The organism is Mycobacterium sp. IDUB_24 (assembly GCF_055419385.1).
Map to the genome: position 1 here is coordinate 1 of NZ_JBVAXO010000020.1, position 422 is coordinate 422.

1 pseudogene is annotated in these 422 nt (G+C 68.0%); it reads left to right on the top strand.

Features of this window, described 5'->3' with window-relative positions:
- A pseudogene (locus ACZYZF_RS29470) lies at positions 1-422 on the top strand (pyruvate carboxylase); the annotation flags it as partial.

A 422-nucleotide genomic window follows, 5' to 3' on the forward strand; every position in this document is an offset into this window, starting at 1 on the left:
GCGTCGGCGGTCGATGGTGCGGCTGCGCCGTTGGCGGGGACGACGAGTCAGCCGGCGTTGTCTTCGATCGTGGCTGCCGCGGCGCACACGTCGTTCGACACCGGGTTGTCGCTGAGTGCGGTGTGTGATCTGGAGCCGTACTGGGAGGCGCTGCGCAAGGTGTATGCGCCGTTCGAGTCCGGTCTTCCCGCGCCGACGGGTCGGGTGTACACCCATGAGATTCCCGGTGGGCAGTTGAGCAACTTGCGCCAGCAGGCCATCGCGTTGGGGCTGGGGGATCGGTTCGAGGAGATCGAGACCGCCTATGCCGCCGCGGATCGGGTGTTGGGCCGGTTGGTGAAGGTGACCCCGTCGAGCAAGGTGGTCGGGGATCTGGCGTTGGCGTTGGTGGGGGCTGGGGTCAGTGCGCAGGAGTTCGCCGC